This window comes from Vibrio sp. GLN_1, from assembly GCF_043106015.1.
In the GTDB taxonomy this organism is placed as follows: Bacteria; Pseudomonadota; Gammaproteobacteria; order Enterobacterales; family Vibrionaceae; genus Vibrio; species Vibrio parahaemolyticus.
The window spans coordinates 1-26,690 of record NZ_JBICMD010000022.1 but is presented as its reverse complement, the minus strand read 5'-3'; the positions used below and the strand labels follow the sequence as shown (position 1 = coordinate 26,690).

Genomic DNA, 26,690 nt, shown 5'->3' with positions numbered 1-26,690 from the left:
CAGCTATATCTATCTCAAAGCCAACTTAACTTTACGTTTTTGCCAGCACCCCAAACCATCGGGCAAGGTTTCATTAATCAACAAATAGGAGTGGGTAACATGGGTGACCTTACCGTTATTACGCCCGAGGTATTGACCTGGTTTCACTTTGTAAACCGTGCCATTCGGGGCTTGTACTAAACCAGAAACGGTGTTCCCCATACCCATCACTCCTTTTAAACGAAGTTGGCTGAGTGGGAATTTTTCTAACTTGCCAGATCTCGCTCGGTTCGGCGGTTGCCAACAATCTTTTCTCGCCACAGGTTGAGTCGCGATGGTCGCCTCTTTGGGCAATTCGAAAGGAGCACGCATCACTTCTGGGGCATACGCTACTGCGATGTATTTGTCAGCAGGTTTGAGCTTCTCCACATCTCGTCGCGCCTGACTCTCAACACCACGAATAAAATCCGTTAATGATTCATCATTCGCCTGGCACCCGACCAATAGAGCGCTTACCAACACCATCAGCAAAGATTTATTTCTCATCTTTCTTTTCCTCAGGCTTGAACTGATAAGTGTTTGCTCTCACTCGGAAGTGCAAAGTTTCACTCTCTTGGCTGACACGCTGCCAAGTCACATCTTTAAAGGTGATGATTCGTGGCAATGTGGCAATGGCCTGTGAAAAACGACCGATATCGTGGAAATCACCTGTTAGCTCGATATTTAGTGGCAATCGATACAGGAAGTTTTCAGATTGCTTTTCTCCCCAATCGATTCGAGTAAACGTTAACTTGTTGTCGATACCGAGTTCGTTTACCGACGCCAACATTGTGGCCAACTCTTTTTGTGCCGGTAGTTGTTGCAACAGCAACTCATAACGCGTAGTGAGCTCGTCCAGTTGAGATTGCAATTGAGGCAATGCAGCCACCTTGTTGGCTTTTATGCGCAATGCCACTTTTAATGTTTGCTCCTCTTGAATCAAATTGTTCAAGCGAGCCTCTTCTGGCTTTAAGTAAAACCAATAACCAAACCCTTGGATAAGAAGAACAAGCAGGCAGATCACTACAAGCTGAGGCAGTAATGGCCATTCAGCAATCTCATCCATTTCTAGATCTTGCCAATTAACCATGTTGTTTTCCCTCTTTCTGCTCTTCTACCGTGTTAAACATAAAGGACACTTTAAAGGTCTGAAACTCTTTACCGAAACGGGCTTTTCCGTGCACGATAGAGTGCATTTCAACGTCCAGTAGCTTGGCAGAACGCTCCATGTTATCGAGCATGGTTGCTAGCCGAGGTGTACTGTCTGAAATACCTGAGATTTCAATTTCTAGATCGTTCATTTTGATCTTGTCGACATACACGCCTTCTGGAATAACAGCAGGCATGAGGTTCATAAAATCAGTGGTTTTATTCCGACCATTTTGCAACGCTTCCACAACTTTCAAGCGTTCCAAGATTTTGCTGTGTTCAAGCTCCGCGATCTTCATCGCTTCTATCCGCTTATCTAGATCGGAAATGTACGTTGTTAGATAGTCGAGTCGCTCTTGTTGAAGATCTTGTTGATACTCATAATATTTGCCAACGCCCCACTGAATCCCCAACGCCACCATGACGCCCAATACCACTAAACCGACAAATCGACGACGATGCTCTTCCCTTTGATTTTCGCGCCAAGGCAATAAGTTAATGCGATAAAGCACGCACACCTCCTAACCAATGAATGCCACGGACCGCCAGCCCTGCAGCTGTCGAAAAATGTTGCCAATCAGCCGCTCGTCGCTTGCGTTTCGACACTTTCATTTCAAACAGTCCGAGTGGGTTTAGCAACTCGCACTCCAATGCCAACTGATGCGAGAGCTCTTCTGCCAACATTGGCGTCGATGCCCCCTCGCCCGATAACCAAATGCCTTTGATGTTTTGCGAACCATTGATCGAGGTATAGAGCTGCATTTGACGTTTTACGCGCTCAACCACTTGACGATTGAACTGTTCCGTTTTGGCTTGAGCATCATCAGAGAGTAAGTCTTCTTGTGACGTCCCCATTGAAATACGAGTACCGCACGCAAACTCCTTATGAAACAGTTCGCCTTGCTCGGTAAACATGGTGAATGAACTCGCTAGCGAGCCGATGTCTAACAAACAGTATTTGTTTTTTTCAGGAAAACGCTCTGCGGCAAGCTTCCAGATATGACCTAGGCTTTGAGAGTGCACGTCAACCAACACAGGCTTTAAACCAGACTGTTGTAACGCCTCAACTCGGCTTTCAACCACATCTTTGCGCGTAGCGAATACTTGATAACTGTCCGTTCCACGCATCCCTTCTTCAGCACGAAGGCGTACAAAATCCAAACTCAGTTCTTCCACAGGAAAAGGAGATTGATGAGAAAAAGCTTGTACCACTGCAAACTCGATTTCGCTCTCATCAAGGCTTTGTTCGATTTGCAGTTTCTTGCTAATAACTGAGTTGTCTGGAACAGAAATTGCCACTCGCTTGGCCCCAAAAGGCAGATCTTTTTTCATCTGCTTTAGGGTCTTTACAATTTCTTGATGATTTATAGTGTTATTTTCAGCGACAATACCTTCCTTAAGTAATATTTCTTTGTAACCCAGTAAGGCGTATTGATCGCCAATGGGTTTAAGTACTACGGCTTTGAGGCTGTTATGGCCAATATCTATGCCGGTAACGATTAGCTTATCCATCTCTACTCTCGCTCCGAAATTTCTTCGCGCAAAGGTTGTTATTAGCACCCAAATAAGAGTTAATATCTCTATGTGCTAAATTTTTGACCTAAGAGTACAAGGGTTTGCCGTTACACAGCCTCAACCAATCAGGGATTCTCCGGTGAAGTTCATAAAGCGTTTATTATTTTTAACATTGATTTGCATAATTCTTGGAGTCACCACAATTTTTGGCTTCTATCAGTACGTGAAGCCGGAATTGCCAGATGTTGCAACTCTAAAAGACGTTGAATTACAAACACCTATGCAGGTATTTAGTCAAGACGGGAAGCTGATCGCACAGTTTGGTGAAAAGCGTCGTATTCCTGTTACTTACGATGAAATTCCTCAAGATCTAATTCACGCACTGATCGCCACCGAAGACAGCCGTTTTTACGAGCACCCTGGTATCGATCCAATCGGTATTACTCGTGCAGCTGTCGTGGTTGCTCTTTCCGGCTCAGCAAAGCAAGGTGCGAGTACCATCACTCAGCAGCTAGCGCGTAACTTCTTCTTATCTAACGAGAAGAAACTAATGCGTAAGATCAAAGAGATCTTCATTGCCATTCACATTGAGCAACTGCTGAGCAAGCAAGAGATCATGGAGCTTTACGTTAACAAGATCTTCCTTGGCTATCGCTCATACGGTTTTGGTGCAGCAGCTCAGGTGTATTTTGGTAAGAGCCTAAATGAGCTCTCGCTTAGTGAAATTGCGACACTTGCGGGGATGCCAAAAGCCCCTTCAACCATGAACCCAATTTACTCGCTAGAACGTGCAACAAAACGTCGTAACGTTGTGCTAATGCGTATGCTCGATGAAAAGTACATTACGCAAGAGCAATTCGATGAAGCACGTAACGAACCAATCATTGCTCGTTACCACAGTGCAGAAATTGAAGTGTCTGCGCCTTACGTTGCCGAGCTTGCACGTGCATGGGCAGTAAAAGAGTACGGTGAAGAGAAAGCCTATACGTCGGGTTTGAATATCTACATGACGGTTGACTCTAAACTGCAAGACGCTGCCAATAACGCTGCGGTAAACAACCTAATGGCTTATGACGAGCGTCATGGCTACCGCGGCGCAGAAAAAGTGTTGTGGAAAGAAGGGGAAGCCGCTTGGGATGCAGAACAAATTGAGAAGCATCTAAAAGGCCAGCCAACTTACGGCGATCTTTACCCTGCTGTCGTGACAAAAGTGGAAGGCAAAACAGCGCAAGTTGTTGTGAAAAATAACGACGCACAAACCATCCCTTGGACTGGCATGAACTGGGCACGCAAATTCCTCACCGATAACCGTCAAGGTTCAACGCCAAAATCTGCACAAGAGGTTTTAGCTGCAGGTGAACAAATTTGGGTTCGCGAGCTAACGACCACCGATGAAGATGGCAACACTCAAAGTAGCTGGAAGCTAAGCCAAGTGCCTAGCGCGAACACCGCATTTGTCGCGATGAATCCTGAAAATGGCGGCATTTTGTCACTAGTAGGTGGTTTTAACTTTGTTCACAGCAAGTTTAACCGCGCAACCATGTCCGTGCGTCAGGTTGGTTCTAGTATCAAACCATTTATTTACTCAGCCGCTATCGATAAAGGCCTAACGTTAGCAACTCTAATCAACGATGCGCCAATCAACAAATGGGACGCAGGTTCAGGATCGGCATGGCGACCAAAGAACTCGCCTCCAACTTACGGCGGTCCAACTCGCCTTCGCATTGGCTTAGCGCAATCGAAAAACGTAATGGCGGTTCGTACCTTACGTGAAGTGGGTCTGGATGAAACTCGTCAGTACCTAACTCGCTTTGGATTCGATATCAACGAAGTACCTCGCTCAGAAACTATCGCATTGGGTGCGGGTAGCTTAACGCCAATGAAAGTGGCACAAGGTTACTCGGTTTTTGCAAACGGCGGTTACTATGTTGAGCCGTTCTACGTCGAACGCGTTGAAGATGCATTTGGCGAAGTTTTGTTTAAAGCCAACCCTAAGAGCGTTTGTCATCAAGATTGCCCACAAATGAGCCCACAACCAGAAATGGATCGCTTTGCCAGTGAGTTCGGTGAGCAAGACGTTGCCGTTGATGGCCAAGCTCCAGAGAACGCACTAGAAAATGATGAACCAAAATACGCACCACAAGTGATCTCTGAACAAAACGCATTCTTGATGCGTGAAATGATGTACAGCAACATCTGGGGTGGCGGCAACTGGCGTGAAGGAACTGGCTGGAACGGTACCGGCTGGCGTGCGCAAAAACTTGAGCGTCGTGATATTGGTGGTAAAACTGGTACGACTAACGATTCAAAAGATGCATGGTACAACGGTTATGGTCCGGGCGTGGTTGCTATTGCATGGGTGGGCTTCGATGATCACTCACGCGCGTTAGGCCGCACGACGGTGAACAGCAATTTGGGTCAAGGCCAAGTATCTGGTGCTGAATCAGGTGCGAAAACAGCAGAACCAGCATGGATTGACTTTATGCAAGTGGCATTGGAAGGCAAGCCAGAACAAGGCAAGAATATTCCAGATGACATCGTGCGCGTTCGCATCGATCGCAACAGCGGTCTGCTGACTCATAAAGTGGATAGCACGTCCATGTTTGAATACTTTGAGAAAGGCACGGAGCCAACCGAATACGTTGGTAACAGCCTCGAAGACAGCATTTATTCAAGCGGTTCTGGTGGCACAACGGAAGAGTTGTTCTAAACCAAACGAAAAAAAAGATAAGGGGAGAGCGTTGGCTCTCCCCTTTTTTATAACGTTAAGCGGCCATAGAAGATGGCTGCGACTCTAGAATTGCTTTGATTTTCGCTGCTAATGCTTCAAAACGAGCACGCAACGGAGAGCCAGGGCGGTACGCCAAAACAATGCTGCGTGAAGGCGTAGGGTTGACGGCAGGAATGTAGCAAACGCCATCTTTTTGTTTTTCGGCTGGAATAGAAAGCTGAGGCAACAAAGTAATACCCGCTCCCGCAGCAACCATATTACGCAAAGTTTCTAAACTGGTGGCTTTAAAGCGCTCATCATCTTTTGCTCCTGCCGCAAAGCAGAAACCTAACGCTTGGTCGCGTAAGCAATGTCCATCACCTAAAGCCAGCACAGTCTTCCCATTGAGCTCCAACATATCAACCTGGTCGAGCTGTGCCCATTCATGACCACATGGTACAGCAACACTAAGCGGTTCGTTGTACACTTCAATCTCTTTAAATGGGGCAGTTTCCGCCACAGAAGCCAATACCAAACAGTCCAGCTTCCCTTCCTCTAGCTGACGAACCAACTGATGAGTTTGAGCCTCATGCAGGAACAGCTCAAGCTCAGGGAACTCTTCTTTCAGCTGTGGAAGAATTTTAGGCAATAAGTACGGGCCAACTGTCGGAATAAAACCGATGTGCATTGGACCGGTCATCGCCCCACTCTGTCCGCTGGCCATATCTTTAAAGGTTTTCACCTCACTCAGAATGCGTTTAGCTTGATCCACCAGCTGTAAGCCAGAGTCGGTGAACAACACTCGGCGGCTGCTTCTTTCTAACAATGCCGTGCCGAGTTCATCTTCCAGCTTACGTATTTGACCACTAAGCGTTGGCTGACTGACAAAACACGCCTCTGCCGCTTTGCGAAAATGCTTGTGCTCCGCCAGTGCGACTAAGTACTCAAAATCCCGAATATTCATAACACACGATTCGCTTCTATTTGATGATAGTCAATGTCTATCAAAACCATAGCATCAAACGATTAGAGCTATCAAAGGATTTTTACAATAATGGGCTCAACAAAACGAAACAGAGCCAAACGACAAGTCACGCTCTAAACGCTTCACTCGAATATTTTAAAGGAATCAATATGTTTGTATCTAAAGAAGGTCAAAACGTACCACAGGTTACTTTCCCGACTCGCCAAGGTGATACTTGGGTGAACGTTACCTCGGATGATCTATTCAAAGGTAAAACCGTGATCGTATTCAGTTTGCCTGGAGCGTTTACACCAACTTGTTCTTCTAGCCACTTACCTCGTTACAACGAGCTATTCCCTGTGTTCAAAGAACACGGTGTTGATGAAATTTTGTGTATTTCGGTAAACGACACATTCGTTATGAACGCTTGGAAACACGACCAAGAAGCCGAGCACATCACCTTTATTCCAGATGGTAATGGAGAGTTCACCGATGGCATGGGCATGCTCGTGGACAAAAATGACATCGGCTTTGGTAAACGTTCTTGGCGTTACAGCATGCTGGTAAAAGATGGTGTGATTGAAAAGATGTTTATCGAACCAAATGAACCAGGAGACCCGTTCAAAGTATCGGATGCCGACACTATGCTGAACTACATCGCACCAGAGTACAGAACTCAGGAATCGATCACTGTATTTACCAAGCCTGGTTGTCCTTTCTGTATGAAAGCCAAACAAAACTTGATTGATCACGGTCTTCAATATGAAGAAGTCATTTTGGGGAAAGATGCAACTTCCGTCAGTCTTCGTGCTATTACAGGCCGTACGACCGTCCCGCAAGTATTCATCGGCGGTAAACACATCGGTGGTAGCGAAGAGCTAGAAACTTACCTAGGCTAACCTGTCCATAGCCTACACCCCCGGTCTCCGGCGTCTTTGACTCGGAGGCCACCCTGTTTCTTCCCGCTCAAATCTAAGTCCTTAGTTCTTAAATCGTTCTACTACCTGAATCAACGATTTTAAATACAACACTTTTTGTTCATCATAACGTCTTGTTTCTATTCCCAAGCCAAATACAAAAAAACCTCGCAGATACGAGGCTTTTTTCTGGACTAGAGTTTCATGGATTACATCATCGCATAACGACTCACTAGCACAATCGCGGTGAACCCAATGGTGAAAAATCCCCCGGCAAGTCCTAGTGCTACTCTCAGTTCTGTCGACATTATCTTTTCCTATTTTCGGCTGACGCGGCACCATACACCAGTTACGTGCTACAGAATTTCATCCAAGCTAATTTTTCATTTTTGGGTCCGTACCACCTAACAAGCGCACATGGTAAAGCCTATTCATCTTCTGCTAATCTTGGGCAAGTTGAATTGAGGTAAACATCATGGCTTGTCGTAGCTGCCAAGAACATTGGTTTTGGAAAAAGATCGGTCGTTGTCAACGATGCATGGATCAATTGACCGTACTTTCAGTTGTGTGTTGGATCATTTGGTGGTTTGCTTTTCGCGATCACCCACAAAGCATTGAATCGATCGCCCTGATCTTTGCGGGCTTTGCATTTAACATTTTATTGTTTCTGCACTTATGGATGCGTTTTGTCATCTTGCCGTGGCAGCGTCGTCGCGGGAAACAGAATGGAGAGGATCACCACAAATGACAGATAGAAAAAAGCCCCAAAATCAATCTCGATTCTGGGGCTCTCTTAGATTCTTCTAAGAAAAAGCAGTGGTACTTTAATAGACCGAGCTTCCTCTCAAAGGTTCAAAGTTTTTTCGATTTTTTTAGCAAAAACTTATGTAAATGATCGTTCTCTAATGATATCTGTTTAAATACTAACAAAATCAATACGCTATGCGACATGACTGCGTTGGATGATCTGTTCAACTAAATTGATCTCTAACGCCACTTCATCACAGGCATGTTGACGCGGGCATTGGTCGCAATCTTTCAACACTTTTTCTGGCAACAGAGACTTAGATGTTGGCAAGAAACTCTGCTTCATAAAGAACTCTGGCGTACGTGTTAGTACGAAGACTTTCTTAATCGCCATTTGACGTGCTTTATCCACCAAATAGTTCACAATCGCGCTGCCTTGCCCTTGTCCTTGCCAACCCGCCTCAATACCGAGCGAGCGAATTTCCGCAAGTCCAGAGTCATACACATACAGAGATGCGCAACCAGTCACTTCACCATGATGTTCAGCAACGGCAAATGAGCCAATGTCGCGAACGAGTTCATTACGAGAACGAGGTAAGTTTTCGCCCATATTCGCCCAGTACGCAACCATGCCCTCAAGCGTTTCGATATCCGTTAAACGTGCAGGACGTACTTTAACGGCCGAACTATCACGCTGCGCCAAACGCTTGTCCGCTTGATCAACGGCATAAGCGACTTGTTTTGGTGACACGCCACCAAGCGCGCTACGTTTTTCTAGACAAGACTCAATCGTTAGGATGTCGTACACATCGTTGTCGATGACGTCAGAGAACTCTTGTAACTCTTGCAGTGACAGCTCTTCCAGTGCACAACCTTTGGCAATCGCGCCAACGACAGCCACACCGACAATATGATGCGCTTCTCGGAAAGGAATGCCTTTCGCGACCAAGTAGTCCGCTAATTCTGTGGCATTGGCGTAGCCTTGTTTCGCGGCTTCTAACGTACGTTCGCCATTAACCTTAATCCCATCGAAACACAACGCTGCCATTTCCATACAGTCGTTCCATGTATCAAGAGCATCGAACAAACCTTCTTTGTCTTCTTGCATGTCTTTGTTGTACGCCAGTGGCAGGGCTTTGACTGTCATCATCATGCCAGCAAGTGCGCCGTACACGCGACCAGTCTTACCACGAATGAGCTCTAGCGCATCTGGGTTTTTCTTCTGTGGCATCAATGACGAGCCAGACGTCACTGTATCTGCCAACTCAATGAAGTTCGACTCACCTGAGTTGTAGAAAATCATATCTTCCGCGAGACGTGACAAGTGCAGCATAGAAATAGAAGCGACAGACATCAGTTCCATCACATGGTCACGATCCGATACCGAATCGAGTGAGTTACGCGTAGCACGGTGAAAACCAAGATTATGCGCCAGTTGTTCACGATCAATTGGGTAAGCTGTACCAGCTAACGCGCCAGAACCTAGCGGACAGGTATCTAAACGTTGCAGCGCATCACTCAGACGTGAGTAATCACGCTCAAACATTTCAACATACGCCAAACACCAATGAGCAAACGTCACAGGCTGAGCACGTTGTAAGTGAGTATAACCAGGCAAAACCGTACCTTGATGCTGTTTCGCCACTTGCACCATTTGCGATTGCAGACGATCAAGTGCAATAAGAAGTTGCTGCCCTTGCTGACGACACCAAAGCTTTAAGTCGGTCGCCACTTGGTCGTTACGAGAACGACCAGTGTGCAGCTTTTTACCTAAGTCGCCGACTTTGCTGATCAACTGCTGTTCCACCCACGAGTGAATGTCTTCAGCATCAGAGCGTAAAATCTGATGCGGATCTTCCATCACTTCGAGTTTCAACTCATTTAAAGCGAGCTCGAGCTTTTGCTGCTCTTCTGCTGATAATACACCAACCGAAAGCAATGCTTTAGACCACGCAATTGAGCCTACGATATCTTGCTCAGCCAATCGGTAGTCGAAACGCAACGAATCGTTGAACTCTTTGAATCTGGTATCTGCCGCTTGGGTAAATCTTCCGCCCCATAATGCCATTGCGTCTCTCCTGATGACTATTGCTTACTCTAACGTGTCTAATGAGTGATGACGAAATCGGTGGTCATTTGCTCACTTTTTCTTATACGCCAACGTTACGGCAATTCAATATAAAAATAAAGTATAAATTCAATATTTTTACATATATATTCACCCCCACTTAATTTGCGACTCTTTGGGTAATAAAAAAAGACCCGCCATATGTTGGCAGGCCTTTATTCAATCCGAGATGGGGAGTGATTATTTTTTCTGGCTATTCAATGCACGAATACGGCTTGATAGCGAGTAAAGACGGATGAAGCCACCAGCATGACTTTGATCGTAAACCTCATCTTCACCAAAAGTAGCGAACTCTTCTGAGTACAAGCTGTTGTCAGAACGTTTTTGCGTTACCGTTGCTTGACCTTTGTATAGCTTAACAACCACTTCGCCATTGACGTCTTGTGCTAGCTCTTCTGAGGCAGCAAGAATCGACTTACATAGCGGTGTAAACCAACGACCGTCGTACACAAGGTGAGAGGCTTTTAGACCAAGTTCTTCACGGAACTCGAATGACGATTTGTCTAGCACCAATTGTTCAACTGCGCGCAGAGCTTCCATCATGATGGTACCTCCCGGAGTTTCGTAACAGCCACGAGACTTCATTCCCACCAAACGGTTCTCTACGATATCAATACGACCCACACCGTGTTTTGCGCCTTTTTCGTTTAAGTAAACTAGCGCGTTGTATGGTGTCATCGCTTCACCATCCACTGCCACAACTTCACCTTTTTCGACTTTCAACGTAACGTATTCAGCTTCATTTGGCGCTTGTTCAGGGTCAACGGTCCAGACCCAGCAATCTTCGTTTGGTGCATTCCATGTATTTTCTAGCACACCACCTTCAGTAGAAATGTGCCATGCGTTCGCATCACGTGAATAAATCTTCGTTAGAGACGCTGAACAAGGAATGTTACGCTCTGCAAGGTAATCCAGACATTGTTCGCGGCTCACTAAATCCCACTCACGCCATGGAGCGATAACGTGTAGATCTGGTGCTAACGCAGCAAACGCGCCCTCGAAACGCACTTGGTCGTTACCTTTACCAGTACAGCCGTGACACAATGCGTCCGCGCCCACTTTACGTGCAACTTCAACCTGCGCTTTAGCAATGATAGGACGCGCCATTGATGTACCCAACAGGTATTTACCTTCGTAGTAAGCACCGGTTTTTAGTGTTGGGTAGATGTAGTCTGCTACCATTTCTTCTTTTAGGTCAGCGATGTAGCACTCTGATGCGCCAGATGCTTTTGCTTTCGCTTCGATGCCTTCAAGCTCTTCAGCACCTTGACCTACATCGGCCACGAAAGCGACGACTTCACAGTCATAATTCTCTTTTAGCCACGGGATGATTACTGAAGTATCTAGACCGCCTGAGTATGCGACTACCACTTTATTTACGTTCACTTTGCTCATGTTTTTTCTCCAAACTTAACTGGCGCTGCGCTCGGCGGTCAGTGCCAACCACTTCCTAATGTTGAATTCTTTAACTGTTTTGCTTCCGCTTATTGAGGCAGAAACTGTGTTCCAATACTTTCACCAGCAAATAACTGCGTGAGTTTTTCTGGGTAGCGCCACGTCGCCACTTCTATCGGACGACCAAGATCGTTTGCGGCTTCGAGAGCAGCTTTCACTTTGACGATCATCCCATCAGTGATCACTTGGCCTTCGATCAGCGCATTGGCTTCTTTCTCAGATAAGCTTTTAAGCAGATGACCTTTGCCATCTAACACACCGCTTACATCTGACAACAGCACCAACTCCGCGTCCAAAGCACCTGCGACGGCAACCGCTGCTTGATCCGCATTCACGTTCATCATTTGACCTTCAGTCGTGAGACCAATAGAGCTGATGATAGGCAGTGCGCCCGTATTTAAAATCGCTTGAAGTAGGCCTGAATCACCCGGCGTCGCTTTGCCCACCGCGCCTAATTCAGGGTCTAACTCTTCGACGTGACAAAGACCACCATCCGCTAGGCTCAAGCCCACCGCATTCAAACCATCGGCAATCGCTTGACCTTGCAGTAACTTATTTGCCGTTCCAGCCAGCGCACCGGCAATGACTGGAATTTGATCGTATGGCGTCACACGTAGACCATGTTTCTTTACGGTCTTAAGTTGAAGTTTCGCCATCAACTCATCCACCAAGTAGCCACCGCCATGAACGATGGCGATTTGTCGCTGCGCCGACTTCTGGTATGCCGCGATGGCACCAAACAGTTGGCTTAAGGTTTGAGTGCAAGATAAAGCCGCACCGCCTAGCTTAATGACTAAAGGAGCTTGATTGGTTTGCGTCATTGCTTTTCCCTCTTTCAACGACTATAGCAACGCTGTCAGTTCTGGGTAACCGTAATGAATATTTAAACACTGCATCGCTTGACTCGATGCACCTTTAAGTAGGTTGTCGATGGCCGAAATAACAATGATGTGTTCGCCTTGCACCCTCCAGCCGATATCGCAAAAAGGGGTATTTTCAACATCCTGAATACGTGGAATGCCATCACCTTTGAGGCGTACGGCTGGCTTACCTTGATAAGCTTGTTCAAAAGCTTGAGCAACTTGTTGCTCCGTTACACCTTGCGCCAACTTCATCGTGACAGTAGCAAGAATGCCGCGTTTAAAGTTGCCAAGATGAGGAGTAAAAATCACATCACATCCTAAATGCTGGGCAATTTCTGGTTGGTGACGATGATTGAATACACCGTAAGGCTGAAGGCTAACCTCACAAAAACTGTTGGTCATTGAGGCTTTACGCCCTGCACCAGAGACACCGCTTGTCGCGTTAATGACTGGCCATTGCTGAGTATCCAGCAAGCCACTGACAAGTAGTGGTTTAATTGCCAATTGCGACGCCGTTGGGTAGCAGCCAGCTACCGCAACTAAAGGAGCGCTTTTAATCTCTTCTTGGTTCCACTCCGCTAAGCCATACGCCGCTTTATCTAGCCAGTTGTTGAATTGATGCTCAAAGCCGTAAAAGGTGTCGTAAAAGCCATCGCTTTTGACACGAAACGCGCCGGACAAATCAAAGACCTGACATCCAGCGTCGAGAAAGATAGGAGCAAGATCATGGCTGACCTCATGAGCCGTAGCTAAAAAAACCACATCAGAGTCTTGCGCAACTTGCTTTGGATCGGTCAACGCATTCACCACCATATCGACCACGTTCGCCAATTTACCGTGTAACTGTGCAATGGTTTTTCCTGCATCGACACTGTTGGCGGAAACGTATAAACCTGATAGCGTGAGTTGTGGGTGTTTATTAACCATGAACGCTAACTCTGCGCCGGTGTAACCGCTGGCTCCGATAATTGTGGTTTTTAGCATTGTGTGACATCCATATACTTAAAGCTCAAAATGATTATTCATATTTAAAATTAGCTTTATTTTGATTTTTTATTCATTAAATATGAGTTAATATGTGTTTTACATTTTTGTGCTCTGTCTGTCAATAGGAGAATTGAAGAATCCATGCAATTACCAACTTTTCTAGAGGTCTATGAAGGACTCATTAGTACCTCTTCGATCAGCTCGACTGATCCAAGCTGGGATCAAGGCAATGCCAAAGTGATCGAGAAACTCGCCACTTGGTTTAAAGATCTTGGTTTTCACGTTGAGGTGATCGAAGTCGAATCAGGCAAACACAATATGATTGCACGCATGGGCGAAGGCGAAGGCGGTCTTTTGCTTGCTGGGCACAGCGATACCGTGCCATTTGATGAAGGACGCTGGAGCTTTGATCCCCATAAGCTCACTGAGAAAGACAACCGCTTCTACGGTCTGGGTACTGCAGACATGAAAGGCTTCTTTGCTTTCATTTATGAAGCAGTAAAAAAAGTGGATTGGAGCAAGCAAAACAAGCCGCTTTACGTATTGGCCACCTGTGATGAAGAAACTACCATGCTCGGTGCAAGACACTTCACCACAAACGCGCCGTTCAAGCCGGATTACTGCATCATTGGAGAACCCACTAGCTTAGTTCCTATTCGTGGCCACAAAGGGCATGTCGCCAATGCGATTCGGGTTACCGGTAAATCCGGCCACTCCTCTGACCCAGCTTTGGGCGTCAACGCGATTGAAATCATGCATGAAGTGTTGTTTGCGATGATGCAACTGCGCGACAAACTCATTAAAGAGTATCACCACCCAGGATTTGCCATCCCTAGTCCAACGTTGAACTTAGGCCATATCCATGGCGGTGATAGTGCCAACCGTATTTGTGGTTGTTGCGAGTTGCACTATGACGTTCGCCCATTGCCGGGCATCAGTTTGGACGGTTTAGAAAACATGCTGCGCAGCGCACTACAAGAAGTAGAAGCTAAATGGCCGGGACGAATCGACATCGTACCGTTGCATGAGCCAATTCCAGGATATGAATGTCAGCACGATCATCCATTTATCGGTGGTGTTGAAGAGATCTGTCAAACCAGTTCGCAAACCGTCAACTACTGCACGGAAGCGCCTTTCTTGCAGCAACTGTGTCCGACTCTGGTACTTGGCCCTGGTTCTATCGAACAAGCGCACCAACCAGATGAGTTTCTCTCCTTTGATTTTATCGACCCAACCATTGATGTGCTCTCAAAGGCGATGGTTAAGTATTGTTGTTGATTGAGTTTAAAAAAAGCCTTTATGCAGCTCCGATGAGCTGCATATTTTGGCTCTCAAAGCACAAGGTTTTATGCACCGTTAACACGAATTTAACTTGTTATTTTGTAATTAATTTTCACTTTTAATTCTATGCTCGTCGAAACTTTGCTCTAAATCAGGAGAGACGCCGAATAATTGCAAACTTAGTCTGCTTTATTTGACTAGAACTGGTGCTTTTCGCTAGATTGGAGTCTTAACAAGGACAATGGATGTAGTTTTTTTACGAGGCAGGACGACAATGAACGAGAAATACGCCGCACTTAAAAGCAATGTGCGCATGTTAGGCCACTTACTGGGTAACACGATTCGCGATGCCCACGGCGAAGAAATCTTCGAGAAAGTGGAGACCATTCGTAAATTATCCAAATCGGCTCAAGCAGGTAATCAAGCAGACAGGGAAAGCTTGATAGAAGAAATCAAACACCTACCCGATGAGCAACTAACGCCAGTCACCCGTGCGTTTAACCAATTTCTAAACCTCACCAATATTGCCGAGCAATACCACACCATTTCACGTCACTGTGAAGAGCACATCTGTGAACCAGACGCGATCAACTCGCTGTTTTCAAAACTGGTACAAAACGATGTTAGCAAACTCGATACGGCTCAAGCGGTACGTGATTTGAATATTGAACTGGTATTAACCGCGCACCCAACGGAAATCACTCGCCGCACCATGATCAATAAACTGGTCAAGATCAACGAGTGTTTATCCAAACTAGAACTCAGCGACCTGTCTTCTAAAGAACGCAAAAAAACAGAGCGTCGCTTAGAGCAACTTATCGCACAAAGCTGGCATTCTGACGTGATTCGTCAACAACGCCCTACTCCATTGGATGAAGCGAAATGGGGCTTTGCCGTAGTAGAAAACTCACTGTGGGAAGCAGTGCCAGATTTCCTACGTGAAATGAATGATCGTCTGAAGTCTTACCTAGGTGAAGGTTTACCAATTGATGCTCGTCCAGTGCATTTCTCTTCTTGGATGGGGGGTGACCGTGATGGCAACCCGTTCGTTACTCATAGCGTAACGCGTGAAGTACTGCTTCTGTCTCGTTGGAAAGCCGCTGACCTTTATCTCAATGACATCAATGAATTGATCAGCGAACTCTCTATGACCGTTTCTAACGATCAAGTTCGTGAACTTGCTGGTGAAGATCAACATGAACCATACCGCGCAATCCTGAAACAACTACGTGCTCTGCTCAATGAAACCAAAGATATTCTTGATGCGAAGATCCACGGTCAAAAACTGGCAGTCAAAGCACCGCTACAAAAAGTTGAACAGCTTTGGGATCCTCTGTACGCGTGTTACCAATCACTGCATGAGTGCGGCATGGGCGTCATCGCTGACGGTTCGTTGCTAGATACGCTGCGTCGTGTGAAAGCGTTTGGCGTTCACCTAGTTCGTCTTGATATCCGCCAGGAAAGTACGCGCCACGCAGATGTACTCTCTGAGCTGACTCGATACCTCGGCATTGGTGATTACGAACAGTGGAGCGAGCAAGATAAAATTGCTTTCCTCACCAATGAACTTGCGTCTAAACGTCCGCTACTGCCACGCGATTGGGAACCATCAGAGCCTGTCAAAGAGGTTTTAGACACCTGTAAGATCATCGCTCTGCAACCGCGCGAAGCGTTCGGTGCTTACGTCATCTCAATGGCTCGTACCGCCTCAGACGTACTCGCTGTGCACCTATTACTGCAAGAAGCGGGCTGCCCTTACCGTATGGATGTTTGCCCTTTGTTCGAAACTCTAGACGACTTGAACAATGCAGAATCGGTCATTAAGCAGCTAATGAGTATCGACCTTTACCGTGGCTTTATTCAAAACCACCAAATGGTTATGATCGGCTACTCTGATTCAGCAAAAGATGCAGGCGTCATGTCGGCAGGCTGGGCTCAGTACCATGCTATGGAATCTCTAGTTAAAGTGGCAGAAGGCGAAGGTGTTGAGCTGACTCTGTTCCATGGTCGTGGCGGCACCGTTGGTCGCGGCGGCGCACCTGCACACGCGGCTCTGCTGTCTCAACCACCAAAGAGCTTGAAAGGCGGGTTACGCGTAACAGAACAAGGCGAAATGATCCGCTTTAAACTGGGTCTACCAGATGTTGCGGTAAACAGCTTCAACTTGTATGCAAGCGCCATTTTGGAAGCAAATCTACTGCCACCACCAGAGCCAAAACAAGAATGGCGCGACTTGATGGAAGTGCTGTCGGAAGTGAGCTGTGAAGCTTACCGTGGCGTCGTCCGTGGCGAACCAGATTTTGTTCCATACTTCCGTCAAGCGACGCCTGAACTAGAGCTAGGAAAACTGCCGCTTGGTTCACGCCCTGCGAAACGTAATCCAAATGGCGGTGTAGAAAGCTTACGTGCAATTCCTTGGATCTTCTCGTGGAGCCAAAACCGTTTGGTGCTTCCGGCTTGGTTAGGCGCAGGTGAAGCTATTCAGTACTCAGTAGACAAAGGTCATCAGGCGCTACTGGAAGAAATGTGTCGCGAATGGCCGTTCTTCTCAACTCGCCTAGGTATGCTTGAGATGGTGTACACCAAGTGCAACATGGAAATCTCTCGCTACTATGACCAACGCCTAGTTGAACCTCAACTTCAACCATTGGGTGACCGACTGCGTGAACAGCTTCAACGTGATATTAAGTCCGTACTGAACGTAGAGAACAACGAAAACCTAATGCAAAGCGACCCATGGGGCCAAGAATCAATTCGCCTACGTAACATCTACGTAGAGCCATTGAACATGCTTCAAGCTGAATTGCTATACCGTACTCGTCAAACAGAAGAGGCGTCTGCAAACCTTGAAGAGGCTCTGATGGTGACCATCGCGGGTATTGCAGCAGGTATGCGTAATACGGGTTAAAAATAACCATTCGTAATACAAAAGGCTGAGTTCATACTCAGCCTTTCTTATATTCATAACTTCCCACCACATAATTGCGCAGCAAATAACCAGATATTTACACTACAAAAAACCCATAAAATACCAACAAATTAGAATTATTAACTACAAAATAACTCTATTGAGTATTATGTTAGTTTTTCAGGGTAATTTTGTCCTAGTATTCCACTTCATGCTTATTATTTATATACTACTTGCCTGCTGAGAGCTCATAAATCCAATCATACCTGCTCCAGCCCTGATGGGGATCCCCATCTCTAGGTGATAAACGGCTTTAAGGTGACAGGACCAACTTTGTTGGTGCTACTTATACATTAAAAAACTCAAGCGCCAGTAAGAGCGCAGCTGAAAGTGTAAGTAGCTTGTTTACAAGTTTATTGACCATTTGGATTGAAGACATGTCATTACCACACGTAATCTTAACTGTTCTTAGCACTCGCGACGCAACCGGTTACGATATCACTAAAGAATTCTCTGCTAGCATCGGTTACTTCTGGAAAGCAAGCCACCAACAAGTTTACCGTGAGCTAAATAAAATGGCCGAGAAAGAGCTGGTTACTTGCGTACTAGAACCTCAAGAAGGCAAACCAGACCGTAAGGTTTACTCCATCACAGATGCAGGCCGTAGCGCTCTTGGAGAATGGTTTGATCAACCAACTGCACACCCAACCGTTCGTGATGAATTTTCAGCGAAACTTATGGCTTGTGCAGTTCAACCATCAACACCTTTCCGTGATCAACTAGCAGAACTTGTTGAAGAGTCTCGTAAATTGGTTTCTCACTACAAAGAAATTGAAGCTGCTTACTACGCAACGCCTTCAACTTTGGACAAACAAGCTCGTTTAGAGCGCCTAACGCTTCGTCGTAACCTACTGTTACGTGAAACGTGGATCACTTGGGCAGAAGAAGTCCTAACAGAACTTGAAGTGATTGGTTAATTTCCTTTTACTTAGAGACAACGAAAAAGGCTTGCCACTTGGCAAGCCTTTTGTCTTTTTGAAACCGGATTTACGCTTCTACGGCTACACGAGGGCGAACACCCAAAGTATGGCATAGCGCATAAGTCATCTCCGCACGATTCAGCGTATAGAAGTGGAAATCTTTTACACCTTCGCGACTTAGTACACGAACCATATCAATAGCTTGGCTTGCACCTACAAGTTGGCGAGTCACAGGATCATCATCCAAACCTTCAAACTGTTTGCTCATCCATCCTGGCACTTTAACGTTATTCTGCGCCGCAAAACGTGAGGCTTGCTTAAAGTTCGAAACTGGCAAAATACCCGGTACGATTTCTACATCGATTCCCGCCGCAACACAGCGGTCACGAAAACGCAGATAAGATTCCACATCAAAGAAGAACTGAGTAATGGCACGGTTTGCACCAGCATCCACTTTACGCTTTAGGTTTAGCAGATCCGATTGAGCACTTTTTGCCTCTGGATGCACTTCTGGAAAAGCCGCCACAGAAATATCAAAATCGTGACGAGATTTTAGTAGCTCAACCAAGTCCGAAGCATACATATCTGGAGCACCGCCACCAGGTGGGATGTCACCACGCAGCGCAACGATATTTTCGATGCCGTTATTCCAGTAATCATCAGCAATCTCAATCAACTCTGAACGTGTTGCATCGATACAAGTGAGGTGAGGCGCAGCAACTAAGCCAGTCTCTGCTTTGATTTCCTTGATAATAGAGTGAGTTCTATCACGCTCACCAGAGTTTGCTCCGTATGTTACCGAAACAAATTTAGGCTTGAGCGTTTTGAGACGATGCACAGAGTTCCACAGCGTTTCTTCCATCTTTTCACTGCTTGGCGGAAAAAACTCAAACGAGACATTAATGTTATCTGACAACTCAGCGATATTCTGGTTTAAGGCGTCGATATGGCCTGCGTGCGTGTATCCCATCTTACTCTCCCTGTGGCACTCCGCCACGAAATCAAAATCCTTGAATCGACGTTTAGACGTCTATATGTCTACAGAATGTATTGAATGTTATTTAATGTCAACCTTGTGATTATGAATTTTTCTCGCGTTAATAATGAGGATAGTTCAAGTTAATTCGCATCTGCTATTTACTCATAACAACGTTTGAAAATGGCAAATCTTATTTTAAGTATGGCACTGAGGAAGGAATAAAAAACCCCGGATGAATTCCAGGGTTTTTAGGTATCTCGCAAAGTTTAGAATAATCCAGCTAAGCGGTTGAGATCCGATTGGATTGCACCAGCGGTCACCTCGCGTCCTGCTCCTGGGCCACGAATCACCAAAGGGTTGTCCTTGTACCATTTACTTTCAATCGCAAAAATGTTGTCGCATGGCAGCAAGTTAGCCAGTGCATGTTCGCGCGGTAATGCTTCTACGCCCACCGTCGCTTTGCCATTTTTCTCTAAGCGCGCCACATATCGAAGCACCTGCTCATCTCTTTGTGCTTTGGTTAGACGCTCTTGAAGAATCTCACTGAGCAGTGCGCCATTATCAAAGAACTCATCCAAACTCAGAGAGCGCAGCTCTTCAGGTACCAGTGATTCCACTTTTACGCTGTCCGGTTCAATATCCAGACCAGACTCACGCGCTAAGATAACCAGTTTACGCATGACATCCGAACCATCTAAATCAGCACGCGGATCCGGTTCTGTTAATCCTTGTTGCCACGCTAAATCGACCAACTCATTAAACGGCACCGAGCCATCAAACTGCTGGAACAACCAAGAAAGTGTTCCCGAGAAGATTCCGGATAACGCCACAATCTCATCACCACTTTCACGCAGATCTCGCACGGTATGGTTGATAGGTAACCCTGCCCCAACCGTCGCGTTGTAGAGCCAGTAGCGACCGATTTTCACGAATGCATCTTGCACTTGGTGGTAGTATTGACTGTCGGCAGAGCCTGCAACTTTGTTAGCAGAAATTAAATGGATGCCTTGTTGGGCGATATCAACATAACGTTGCGCCAACTCTTTGCTCGCGGTCACGTCCAATACCACGGCTTCATCATAACTTTGTAAATCGCCCAACCGACTCAGCCACGTCCCATCGTTCTCAATACTTTCATCATCAAACTTGTCGGCAACCGCCGCCGCATCGATACCCTTTTCAGCAAACCAATATGTCTGGCTATCGACGACGACGACTAAGTCAAAGCTCATACCGTGGCGTTTTTCGAGTTCTGTTTTCTGAGTCGCAAATAGATTTAACCAGCTAGAACCGATATTGCCTTTGCCACATAACGCTACCGCTACGCGCTTTTGCGCTTGGAATAACTGGCTGTGAATCAACTGCACTAATGCTTCGGTATCGGTGCGACGCAGTACCGCAACTAGGCTTAAACCTGATTCAGTTTCAGAAACAAATTCAACTGGTGCGTGCTTCAATTTTTGGTAAAAACCGAAACAATGGTTGGCATTCTTCGTTACGCCCGCTCCGACAGCTGCCACAAGTGAATAGCCTTCTTTGAGTTTGATTTCAGCTTCAACCGCAAGATCTTGTAGATACTTCAGCGCACCTGTCGCAATCTCTGTGGTGTACGCTAAGCGTAATTTTTGCTGATCGGCTTGGGCTTCGTAAGAGAGTGGCTCGAGTTGCGCACGTTGAAGAGACTTTAAAACATCACTTTGGGTTTTGTTGAAGTCATGACCATGTCTAAAGGACAATTGAATCAACAATACCTCATCCAAAGAAGTGATGATTTTCGCTCCACGCCCAGAAGCAAGTACACGCTCAATACGCGTTGACCCCGATTCAGGTTGATAACTGCACTTGAGGCTTAAGTCCATCGTGCTTTGCGCGACAGGTTGTAACGTACGGCTATGCAAGACCGGCGCTGCAAGGCGGGCCAGTTCACTCGCTTCGTCTAAGCGCAGTAAAGGCAACAGACATGCGTCCGACACCAAACGGGGATCCGCACTGTAAACACCAGCAACATCACTCCAAATGGTTACGGTTGTCACTTCCGCCAAAGCACCGATTACGGTTGCGGAATAATCCGAGCCATTCCGCCCCAACAGCACGGTTTCTCCTGCCTCATTTTGCGCCATAAATCCGGTGATGATGACGCGTTTGTGGCTGTGTTGCGCCAACGCCTCCTTAATCAGGGGATAAGAACGCGCACGGTCAACTTCTGGTTGAGTACCTGCTTCTGCACGTAAAAATGCACGTGCATCTTGTGCGACCGCAGGAACATTTTGCTGTGAAAGCAAGGAAGCCAATAAACGTGAAGACCACACTTCACCGTGACCCAACACTGCCGCTTTTTGCGCATCCGTCAGTGGCGCAGTCAGCTCGGCTAAGGTACTGAACTCATCATGCAAAGAAGCGAGCAATTGCGTCTGCACCTCGCCTTCTAATAAAGATTCAATTAGCTCCGACTGGAATTGTCTTAAGCCTTGCAGTGCTTCATGCGCAATACGGCCATCTTTGTCTAAACCTTCCAGAAACTCGATCAAGCGATTAGTGGTCTTCCCCGCGGCGGATACCACCACCAGATCATTCTCGGCAGAGTATTCTTTGAGAATATCGGCCACACGTAAGTAACATTCAGGGTTTGCTAAGCTGCTGCCACCAAATTTATGTAACTGACGTTGTACACTCATTTTTTAGTTCTCCTATTACTGAGCAGCTTTTACAAAGGCTTGATCGAGATCGGCAATCAGGTCTTGTGCATCCTCTAAACCCACAGACAGACGAAGCAGCTGATGCGACACGCCTGCTTCAGCTAACGCCTCTTCCCCCATGGCTCGATGCGTCATAGATGCGGGGTGACAAATCAAACTCTCCACGCCACCAAGCGACTCTGCAAGAGAAAACAGTTCGAGCTCTTTAACAAACACTTTAAGTTGCTCAAATGAGCCTGCAAATTCAAAGCTCAACATAGAACCAAAACCCGACTGCTGCTTTTTCGCGATTTCGTGACCAGAGTGATCTGACAAGCTCGGATGGTAAATCTTCGCGACCAAAGCCTGCTGTTGTAGGTAGTTGAGTACGTGTTGAGAGCTTTCTTCGTGCACTCGCATACGGGCGCCTAAAGTGCGGATCCCACGCAACGTCATGTAATTATCGAAAGGCGTACCCGTGGCGCCAATACAGTTTCCCCACCATGCAAGCTCTTCTGCGTGCGCTTCTGTTTTGGTGATCACCACACCACCAATCACGTCCGAGTGACCGTTAATGTATTTTGTAGTTGAGTGGATAACAAAATCAGCACCGAGCTCCAAAGGCTTTTGGTACACCGGTGTCAAAAAGGTATTGTCTACCGCAACCAAAGCGCCCACTTGTTTGGCTTTTCCGCATACCGCTGCAATATCAACCACACGAACCAAAGGGTTCGATGGAGTTTCTAACAAAATAAGCTTTGGCTTTTTCGCCAATGCGGCATCAAAAGCCTGCTCGTCGGATTGATCAACGAACTGCACTTTGAAGTCGCCTTTGTTAGCCCGTGTATTGAACAAACGGTATGTGCCACCATAGCAATCATGCGGTGCAACAATCAGATCATCTGGCCCAAGAAAAGCCGATACCCACAAGTTAAGTGCGGAAGTACCGCAGTTAGTCACCACTGCGCCTTTGCCAGACTCTAACTCTGATAACGCACTCTCTAGCAAACCACGGTTTGGGTTACCTGAACGCGTGTAATCGTATTTAGGGACTTCACCAAAAGCAGGGAAACCATAGTTGGTTGAAAGGTAGATTGGTGGAACAACAGCGTGGTATTGGCTGTCTGATTCGATACCAGTGCGTACAGCAATGGTCGCAGGCTTGCGGGTGCTCATGGGTGTATCCTTTCACAGGTGATGACTTCTAAATAGGAATGCGCTATATCTAATTTGTCAGATCTATCTGAACAACACTCTTCCTTAACTGTTCTGTTCACTTTACTTGTCAAAAAATGAGACGTCAACACTTCTAGACGTCCATATGTCTTTGCTTGTGGCAGTAAATGCGGCTAAAATCAGCACCTATATTAATTTTCAACTTATTACATAAATGAAGGTGTGCAATGGCTGACTGGAATGGTGAATACATTAGCCCATATGCTGAGCACGGTAAAAAAAGCGAACAAGTAAAAAAAATTACCGTTTCTATCCCGCTAAAAGTTTTAAAAGTGCTGACTGATGAGCGTACACGTCGTCAGATCAATAACTTACGCCATGCAACCAACAGCGAACTACTATGTGAAGCATTCCTGCACGCATATACAGGTCAGCCATTACCAACGGATGAAGACCTTCGTAAAGACAGACCGGATGACATTCCAACTGAAGCAAAAGCGTTAATGACGGCGATGGGTATCGAATTCGAAGCATTTGACGAAGAATAATTGCTTACAAATTCATCCGCTTTAGGAGCTGCGCCGGGGGCAGTTTTTGGAGATATAAAAAATGGGACGTCAATGCGTCCCATTTTTGTGTTCAATGTGGCTGAGTAAATTACTCTGCCATGTAGTTTTCTGGCATCTCGATACGAGCAACACCGGAATCTACTGCCGCTTGAGCTACCGCTTTTGCTACGCGAGGTAGTAGACGTGGATCCATTGGCTTAGGAATGATGTAGTCGCTACCAAATTCTAGCTTCTCAACACCTGCAGCTTTTAGTACCGATTCAGGTACAGGCTCTTTTGCCAATGCACGAATTGCGTCAACCGCCGCCAGCTTCATGTCGTCATTGATTTCACTCGCACGTACATCTAACGCACCACGGAAAATGAAAGGGAAACACAACACGTTGTTCACTTGGTTTGGATAATCACTGCGACCAGTACCCATAATTAAGTCATCACGTACTGCATGTGCTAGCTCAGGTTTAATTTCAGGATCTGGGTTTGAACAAGCAAACACAACTGGCTTGTCAGCCATGAGTTTCAACGCTTCTGGTGGCAATAGATTTGGACCAGATACACCTAGGAATAGGTCTGCACCTTCGATCACATCTTCTAGTGTGCGCTTGTCTGTATTGTTTGCGAACAGTTGCTTGTACTCATTCAGATCATCACGACGAGTATGGATCACCCCTTTGCGATCCAGCATGTAGATCTTCTCGCGCATTGCGCCACACTTGATAAGCAGCTCCATACACGCAACGGCTGCAGCACCAGCACCAAGACAAACAATCGTTGAATCTTCAAGCTTCTTACCCTGCAGCTCGATAGCATTGAGCATACCTGCAGCTGTCACGATAGCCGTACCATGTTGATCATCGTGGAATACTGGTACGTCACAACGCTCAATCAAACGCTTTTCAATTTCAAAACAGTCTGGTGCTTTGATGTCTTCAAGGTTGATACCACCGAAAGTGTCAGCAATGTTCGCAACCGTATCAACGAACTCGTCAATCGTGCGATGCTTCACTTCAATATCAATTGAATCAAGGCCAGCAAAACGCTTAAACAGTAACGCTTTACCTTCCATTACAGGCTTAGAGGCAAGTGGGCCAAGGTTACCTAGACCAAGAATAGCGGTACCGTTTGAAATAACCGCAACCATGTTGCCTTTCGCTGTGTACTTGTACACGTTGTCAGGGTTTTGTGCGATTTCACGTACAGGCTCAGCCACGCCAGGACTGTATGCAAGAGCAAGGTCACCAGCAGTTTCGGCTGGTTTAGTTAATTCGACAGCGATTTTACCCGGGGTTGGGTAAGCATGGTAATCCAGAGCTTTTTGGCGATGTTCTTCTTCTGGGGTGGCTGCTTGGCGATTGTCTTCAGACATGGATCGTTTCTCTTTGTTATTTTTAGGTAAGGGGGCATAAATTCTAAAGGATAGAAATCAATCTTCATAGGTAAGATTGCGAGCAATATCCTTAAAAAGCCGATAATAAAAGAGATTAGACCAGATAAGTGTGTTAAGCACCTGATTTTCTGGTCAGGTGCTCTTTTTATGATATGAATTCTTTTTGAACAATGCGTCAGTATGTTCGTTACTCTTCATCGACATACTGAGCTTGAAGGTAGTTTTCAATGCCTGACATTTCAATCAAGCCAAGTTGGGTCTCAAGCCAGTCCACATGCTCTTCTTCATCTTCGAGAATATCTTGAAATAAATCACGCGAAACATAGTCGCGAATATCTTCGGCATAGGCAATCGCATCTTTTAGATCCGGAATGGCCGCCATCTCCAGTTTAAGGTCGCATTCGAGCATTTCCTTAGTATCTTCACCAATCATTAGCTTTCCAAGATCTTGAAGGTTCGGTAATCCCTCCAAGAACAAGATCCGCTCGATAAGGTGGTCAGCATGCTTCATTTCATCAATCGACTCGTGGTATTCCTTATCGGCAAGGTGCTTTAACCCCCAGTCTTTATACATACGAGCATGAAGAAAATATTGATTGATAGCGATGAGCTCGTTACCGAGCACTTTATTGAGATGTTGGATGATGATTGGATCGCCTTTCATGACAAAGCCCTCCTATTTGGCTTCTATTAACTTTAGAAGCAAATGAGAAGGTGTCAAAGAGACCAAGTAATCCTCAAAAAGCAATGAGGTAGTTAACTGGCTTGTCTTAATTCTGTGTAATGTGTTTCTGCTAGGATTTCTTTCGCCTGCTTAATGCACTTACCACACTGGCTCCCCAAAGCAGTGCATCTCTTAATACCTCGAATATCAGTGACACCTTCATCTATCGCCAACTTCCTAATTTTTTTGTCGGAGACGCCATGGCAAAGACAAACGTACATATAAAAACCTTTCTAATAAAAACCGAAGACAAGAATATAAACGGGAATGGTTCTTGTTACCACTCGTATTGAGAACGTGTTGAGAACATTTCGTTATATAGGTTTTTGTTGGGAAAGAGAGGATCAATCACTTATGAGGGAACTGCGAATCAGAAAAAACATACTTCAAGTAAGAGGTTGTTTTTTTTAAAACAAGAAGGGAGCACCTTCAGTTTGTGCTTATAACTAAATAAAAAACAAATACGAAAAAGGGAAGCCGAAGCCTCCCTTTTCTTGATGCGCTTTCTTCAAAAAGAAGAAGAGTGCAAGATTTCGTTTAATTCGTTAAGAATTATTC

At 46.0% G+C, this 26,690-nt stretch carries 22 protein-coding genes; 7 read left to right on the top strand and 15 right to left on the bottom strand.

The genetic code is table 11. From position 1 onward, the window contains the following. Window positions 1-9: 9 nt before the first annotated feature. From ACF8OV_RS11560 to pilM, 4 genes are read right to left on the bottom strand one after another with little or no spacing between them, the layout of a single operon-like run. Window positions 10-525: a pilus assembly protein PilP gene (locus ACF8OV_RS11560; protein ID WP_025554074.1), complete on the bottom strand. Its 516-nt coding sequence runs from the start codon at window positions 523-525 to the stop codon at window positions 10-12. Continuing rightward, the gene (locus ACF8OV_RS11555; protein WP_005480482.1) at window positions 515-1,108 is read right to left on the bottom strand and encodes a type 4a pilus biogenesis protein PilO; all 594 of its coding nucleotides are present in this window, start codon (window positions 1,106-1,108) and stop codon (window positions 515-517) included. Before ACF8OV_RS11555 ends, ACF8OV_RS11560 begins: the two co-directional genes overlap by 11 nt. After that, window positions 1,101-1,679, bottom strand: a complete 579-nt coding sequence (locus tag ACF8OV_RS11550; RefSeq protein WP_005480484.1) for a PilN domain-containing protein — start codon at window positions 1,677-1,679, stop codon at window positions 1,101-1,103. Before ACF8OV_RS11550 ends, ACF8OV_RS11555 begins: the two co-directional genes overlap by 8 nt. After that, complete coding sequence (gene pilM, locus ACF8OV_RS11545) at window positions 1,663-2,679, bottom strand: type IV pilus biogenesis protein PilM (protein ID WP_140067326.1); 1,017 nt, start codon at window positions 2,677-2,679, stop codon at window positions 1,663-1,665. Before pilM ends, ACF8OV_RS11550 begins: the two co-directional genes overlap by 17 nt. A gap of 142 nt (window positions 2,680-2,821) precedes the next feature. Here pilM and ACF8OV_RS11540 point away from each other — a divergent pair, with 142 nt between their 5' ends. Further along, window positions 2,822-5,392, top strand: a complete 2,571-nt coding sequence (locus ACF8OV_RS11540) for a penicillin-binding protein 1A (protein ID WP_140265672.1) — start codon at window positions 2,822-2,824, stop codon at window positions 5,390-5,392. A gap of 55 nt (window positions 5,393-5,447) precedes the next feature. Here the strand turns inward: ACF8OV_RS11540 and oxyR are convergent, their stop codons facing one another. Beyond that, a complete protein-coding gene (gene oxyR, locus ACF8OV_RS11535; RefSeq protein ID WP_005465160.1) occupies window positions 5,448-6,356 on the bottom strand; it encodes a DNA-binding transcriptional regulator OxyR in 909 nt (302 codons plus the stop codon). Window positions 6,357-6,526: 170 nt separating this feature from the next. Between oxyR and ACF8OV_RS11530 the strand changes: the two genes are divergently transcribed. Both ACF8OV_RS11530 and ACF8OV_RS11525 read left to right on the top strand, forming a co-directional pair. Beyond that, entirely contained in the window at window positions 6,527-7,255 is a 729-nt protein-coding gene (locus ACF8OV_RS11530; protein ID WP_015297397.1) for a redoxin family protein, read from the top strand. 493 nt (window positions 7,256-7,748) lie between these two features. Beyond that, a complete protein-coding gene (locus tag ACF8OV_RS11525) occupies window positions 7,749-8,021 on the top strand; it encodes a DUF3624 domain-containing protein (RefSeq protein ID WP_005480479.1) in 273 nt (90 codons plus the stop codon). Between the two features lie 192 nt (window positions 8,022-8,213). Here the strand turns inward: ACF8OV_RS11525 and argH are convergent, their stop codons facing one another. The 4 genes from argH to argC form a co-directional block, all read right to left on the bottom strand. Then, on the bottom strand, window positions 8,214-10,088 hold the full coding sequence (gene argH, locus ACF8OV_RS11520; protein ID WP_005465154.1) for an argininosuccinate lyase: 1,875 nt from the start codon (window positions 10,086-10,088) through the stop codon (window positions 8,214-8,216). A 240-nt stretch (window positions 10,089-10,328) separates the two neighbouring features. Beyond that, window positions 10,329-11,543 (bottom strand): argininosuccinate synthase, encoded by a 1,215-nt coding sequence (locus tag ACF8OV_RS11515; protein ID WP_005465152.1) that lies wholly within the window; start codon window positions 11,541-11,543, stop codon window positions 10,329-10,331. A gap of 89 nt (window positions 11,544-11,632) precedes the next feature. Continuing rightward, a complete protein-coding gene (argB, locus tag ACF8OV_RS11510) occupies window positions 11,633-12,424 on the bottom strand; it encodes an acetylglutamate kinase (protein WP_025442306.1) in 792 nt (263 codons plus the stop codon). Between the two features lie 21 nt (window positions 12,425-12,445). Continuing rightward, window positions 12,446-13,450, bottom strand: a complete 1,005-nt coding sequence (gene argC / locus ACF8OV_RS11505; protein ID WP_062852349.1) for an N-acetyl-gamma-glutamyl-phosphate reductase — start codon at window positions 13,448-13,450, stop codon at window positions 12,446-12,448. 144 nt (window positions 13,451-13,594) lie between these two features. On the opposite strand from argC, the gene argE reads away from it, so the two are divergent. The 3 genes from argE (at window position 13,595) to ACF8OV_RS11490 (ending at window position 18,619) form a co-directional block, all read left to right on the top strand. After that, window positions 13,595-14,731: an acetylornithine deacetylase gene (gene argE / locus ACF8OV_RS11500; protein ID WP_005465145.1), complete on the top strand. Its 1,137-nt coding sequence runs from the start codon at window positions 13,595-13,597 to the stop codon at window positions 14,729-14,731. Between the two features lie 277 nt (window positions 14,732-15,008). Continuing rightward, complete coding sequence (ppc, locus tag ACF8OV_RS11495) at window positions 15,009-17,642, top strand: phosphoenolpyruvate carboxylase (RefSeq protein WP_017449458.1); 2,634 nt, start codon at window positions 15,009-15,011, stop codon at window positions 17,640-17,642. 437 nt (window positions 17,643-18,079) lie between these two features. Then, window positions 18,080-18,619 (top strand): PadR family transcriptional regulator, encoded by a 540-nt coding sequence (locus tag ACF8OV_RS11490; protein ID WP_005395734.1) that lies wholly within the window; start codon window positions 18,080-18,082, stop codon window positions 18,617-18,619. Between the two features lie 70 nt (window positions 18,620-18,689). On the opposite strand, the gene metF is transcribed toward ACF8OV_RS11490, so the two are convergent. The 3 genes from metF to ACF8OV_RS11475 all read right to left on the bottom strand — a co-directional run bounded on the left by metF (window position 18,690) and on the right by ACF8OV_RS11475 (window position 23,452). Beyond that, window positions 18,690-19,592 carry a methylenetetrahydrofolate reductase gene (metF, locus tag ACF8OV_RS11485; RefSeq protein WP_005465139.1) on the bottom strand — a complete coding sequence of 301 codons (903 nt, stop codon included), beginning with the start codon at window positions 19,590-19,592 and terminating at the stop codon, window positions 18,690-18,692. 275 nt (window positions 19,593-19,867) lie between these two features. Next, complete coding sequence (locus tag ACF8OV_RS11480) at window positions 19,868-22,276, bottom strand: bifunctional aspartate kinase/homoserine dehydrogenase II (protein ID WP_140268928.1); 2,409 nt, start codon at window positions 22,274-22,276, stop codon at window positions 19,868-19,870. Between the two features lie 15 nt (window positions 22,277-22,291). After that, complete coding sequence (locus tag ACF8OV_RS11475; protein WP_203505236.1) at window positions 22,292-23,452, bottom strand: O-succinylhomoserine (thiol)-lyase; 1,161 nt, start codon at window positions 23,450-23,452, stop codon at window positions 22,292-22,294. A gap of 227 nt (window positions 23,453-23,679) precedes the next feature. On the opposite strand from ACF8OV_RS11475, the gene metJ reads away from it, so the two are divergent. Further along, the gene (metJ, locus tag ACF8OV_RS11470) at window positions 23,680-24,000 is read left to right on the top strand and encodes a met regulon transcriptional regulator MetJ (protein WP_005432736.1); all 321 of its coding nucleotides are present in this window, start codon (window positions 23,680-23,682) and stop codon (window positions 23,998-24,000) included. A gap of 109 nt (window positions 24,001-24,109) precedes the next feature. On the opposite strand, the gene ACF8OV_RS11465 is transcribed toward metJ, so the two are convergent. The 3 genes from ACF8OV_RS11465 to ACF8OV_RS11455 form a co-directional block, all read right to left on the bottom strand. Continuing rightward, entirely contained in the window at window positions 24,110-25,387 is a 1,278-nt protein-coding gene (locus tag ACF8OV_RS11465) for a malic enzyme-like NAD(P)-binding protein (protein ID WP_005465132.1), read from the bottom strand. A 208-nt stretch (window positions 25,388-25,595) separates the two neighbouring features. Further along, window positions 25,596-26,072 (bottom strand): bacterioferritin, encoded by a 477-nt coding sequence (gene bfr / locus ACF8OV_RS11460; RefSeq protein WP_005395745.1) that lies wholly within the window; start codon window positions 26,070-26,072, stop codon window positions 25,596-25,598. A 92-nt stretch (window positions 26,073-26,164) separates the two neighbouring features. Further along, window positions 26,165-26,353, bottom strand: a complete 189-nt coding sequence (locus tag ACF8OV_RS11455) for a (2Fe-2S)-binding protein (RefSeq protein ID WP_005496545.1) — start codon at window positions 26,351-26,353, stop codon at window positions 26,165-26,167. Window positions 26,354-26,690 lie beyond the last annotated feature (337 nt).

What these genes read in the sequence shown, in the direction of transcription:
- ACF8OV_RS11515 (WP_005465152.1), bottom strand. Translation starts at nt 11,543, where the DNA reads ATGAGCAAAGTGAACGTAAATAAAGTGGTAGTCGCATACTCAGGCGGT.
- argH (WP_005465154.1), bottom strand. Translation starts at nt 10,088, where the DNA reads ATGGCATTATGGGGCGGAAGATTTACCCAAGCGGCAGATACCAGATTC.
- ACF8OV_RS11560 (WP_025554074.1), bottom strand. Translation starts at nt 525, where the DNA reads ATGAGAAATAAATCTTTGCTGATGGTGTTGGTAAGCGCTCTATTGGTC.
- argB (WP_025442306.1), bottom strand. Translation starts at nt 12,424, where the DNA reads ATGACGCAAACCAATCAAGCTCCTTTAGTCATTAAGCTAGGCGGTGCG.
- bfr (WP_005395745.1), bottom strand. Translation starts at nt 26,072, where the DNA reads ATGAAAGGCGATCCAATCATCATCCAACATCTCAATAAAGTGCTCGGT.
- argE (WP_005465145.1), top strand. Translation starts at nt 13,595, where the DNA reads ATGCAATTACCAACTTTTCTAGAGGTCTATGAAGGACTCATTAGTACC.
- argC (WP_062852349.1), bottom strand. Translation starts at nt 13,450, where the DNA reads ATGCTAAAAACCACAATTATCGGAGCCAGCGGTTACACCGGCGCAGAG.
- metF (WP_005465139.1), bottom strand. Translation starts at nt 19,592, where the DNA reads ATGGGATACACGCACGCAGGCCATATCGACGCCTTAAACCAGAATATC.
- metJ (WP_005432736.1), top strand. Translation starts at nt 23,680, where the DNA reads ATGGCTGACTGGAATGGTGAATACATTAGCCCATATGCTGAGCACGGT.
- ACF8OV_RS11530 (WP_015297397.1), top strand. Translation starts at nt 6,527, where the DNA reads ATGTTTGTATCTAAAGAAGGTCAAAACGTACCACAGGTTACTTTCCCG.
- oxyR (WP_005465160.1), bottom strand. Translation starts at nt 6,356, where the DNA reads ATGAATATTCGGGATTTTGAGTACTTAGTCGCACTGGCGGAGCACAAG.
- ACF8OV_RS11465 (WP_005465132.1), bottom strand. Translation starts at nt 25,387, where the DNA reads ATGTCTGAAGACAATCGCCAAGCAGCCACCCCAGAAGAAGAACATCGC.
- ACF8OV_RS11490 (WP_005395734.1), top strand. Translation starts at nt 18,080, where the DNA reads ATGTCATTACCACACGTAATCTTAACTGTTCTTAGCACTCGCGACGCA.
- ppc (WP_017449458.1), top strand. Translation starts at nt 15,009, where the DNA reads ATGAACGAGAAATACGCCGCACTTAAAAGCAATGTGCGCATGTTAGGC.
- ACF8OV_RS11480 (WP_140268928.1), bottom strand. Translation starts at nt 22,276, where the DNA reads ATGAGTGTACAACGTCAGTTACATAAATTTGGTGGCAGCAGCTTAGCA.
- pilM (WP_140067326.1), bottom strand. Translation starts at nt 2,679, where the DNA reads ATGGATAAGCTAATCGTTACCGGCATAGATATTGGCCATAACAGCCTC.
- ACF8OV_RS11475 (WP_203505236.1), bottom strand. Translation starts at nt 23,452, where the DNA reads ATGAGCACCCGCAAGCCTGCGACCATTGCTGTACGCACTGGTATCGAA.
- ACF8OV_RS11525 (WP_005480479.1), top strand. Translation starts at nt 7,749, where the DNA reads ATGGCTTGTCGTAGCTGCCAAGAACATTGGTTTTGGAAAAAGATCGGT.
- ACF8OV_RS11555 (WP_005480482.1), bottom strand. Translation starts at nt 1,108, where the DNA reads ATGGTTAATTGGCAAGATCTAGAAATGGATGAGATTGCTGAATGGCCA.
- ACF8OV_RS11455 (WP_005496545.1), bottom strand. Translation starts at nt 26,353, where the DNA reads ATGTACGTTTGTCTTTGCCATGGCGTCTCCGACAAAAAAATTAGGAAG.